The organism is Acinetobacter sp. 24-47-62 (assembly GCF_056779765.1).
The window spans coordinates 1-539 of sequence record NZ_JBWYIN010000038.1; the positions used below are offsets into that span (position 1 = coordinate 1).

At 44.5% G+C, this 539-nt stretch carries 1 protein-coding gene; it reads left to right on the forward strand.

The window, feature by feature from the left end:
• Positions 1-539, forward strand: a 539-nt coding sequence (locus tag AC1M87_RS14770; protein ID WP_481594120.1) for an EF-Tu C-terminal domain-related protein, incomplete at both ends; no start/stop codon positions are given.

Consider the following 539-nt stretch of genomic DNA (forward strand, 5'->3'; position numbering starts at 1 on the left):
TTTTTGATGCCAATCGAAGACGTATTCTCTATTTCTGGTCGTGGTACAGTAGTAACTGGCCGTGTAGAAACTGGTATCGTTAAAGTAGGCGAAGAAGTTGAAATCGTAGGTATCAAAGACACAGTTAAAACTACAGTAACTGGTGTTGAGATGTTCCGTAAACTTCTAGACGAAGGTCGTGCGGGCGAGAACTGTGGTGTACTTTTACGTGGTACTAAGCGTGAAGACGTACAACGTGGTCAAGTACTTTCTAAACCAGGTTCAATCAAGCCACACACTAAATTCGATGCGGAAGTATACGTGCTTTCTAAAGAAGAAGGTGGTCGTCACACTCCATTCCTTAACGGTTACCGTCCACAGTTCTACTTCCGTACAACTGACGTAACTGGCGCGATTCAATTAAAAGAAGGCGTTGAAATGGTTATGCCTGGTGACAACGTAGAAATGTCAGTAGAATTAATCCACCCAATCGCAATGGACCCAGGTCTACGTTTTGCGATCCGTGAAGGTGGTCGTACAGTTGGTGCTGGTGTTGTTGC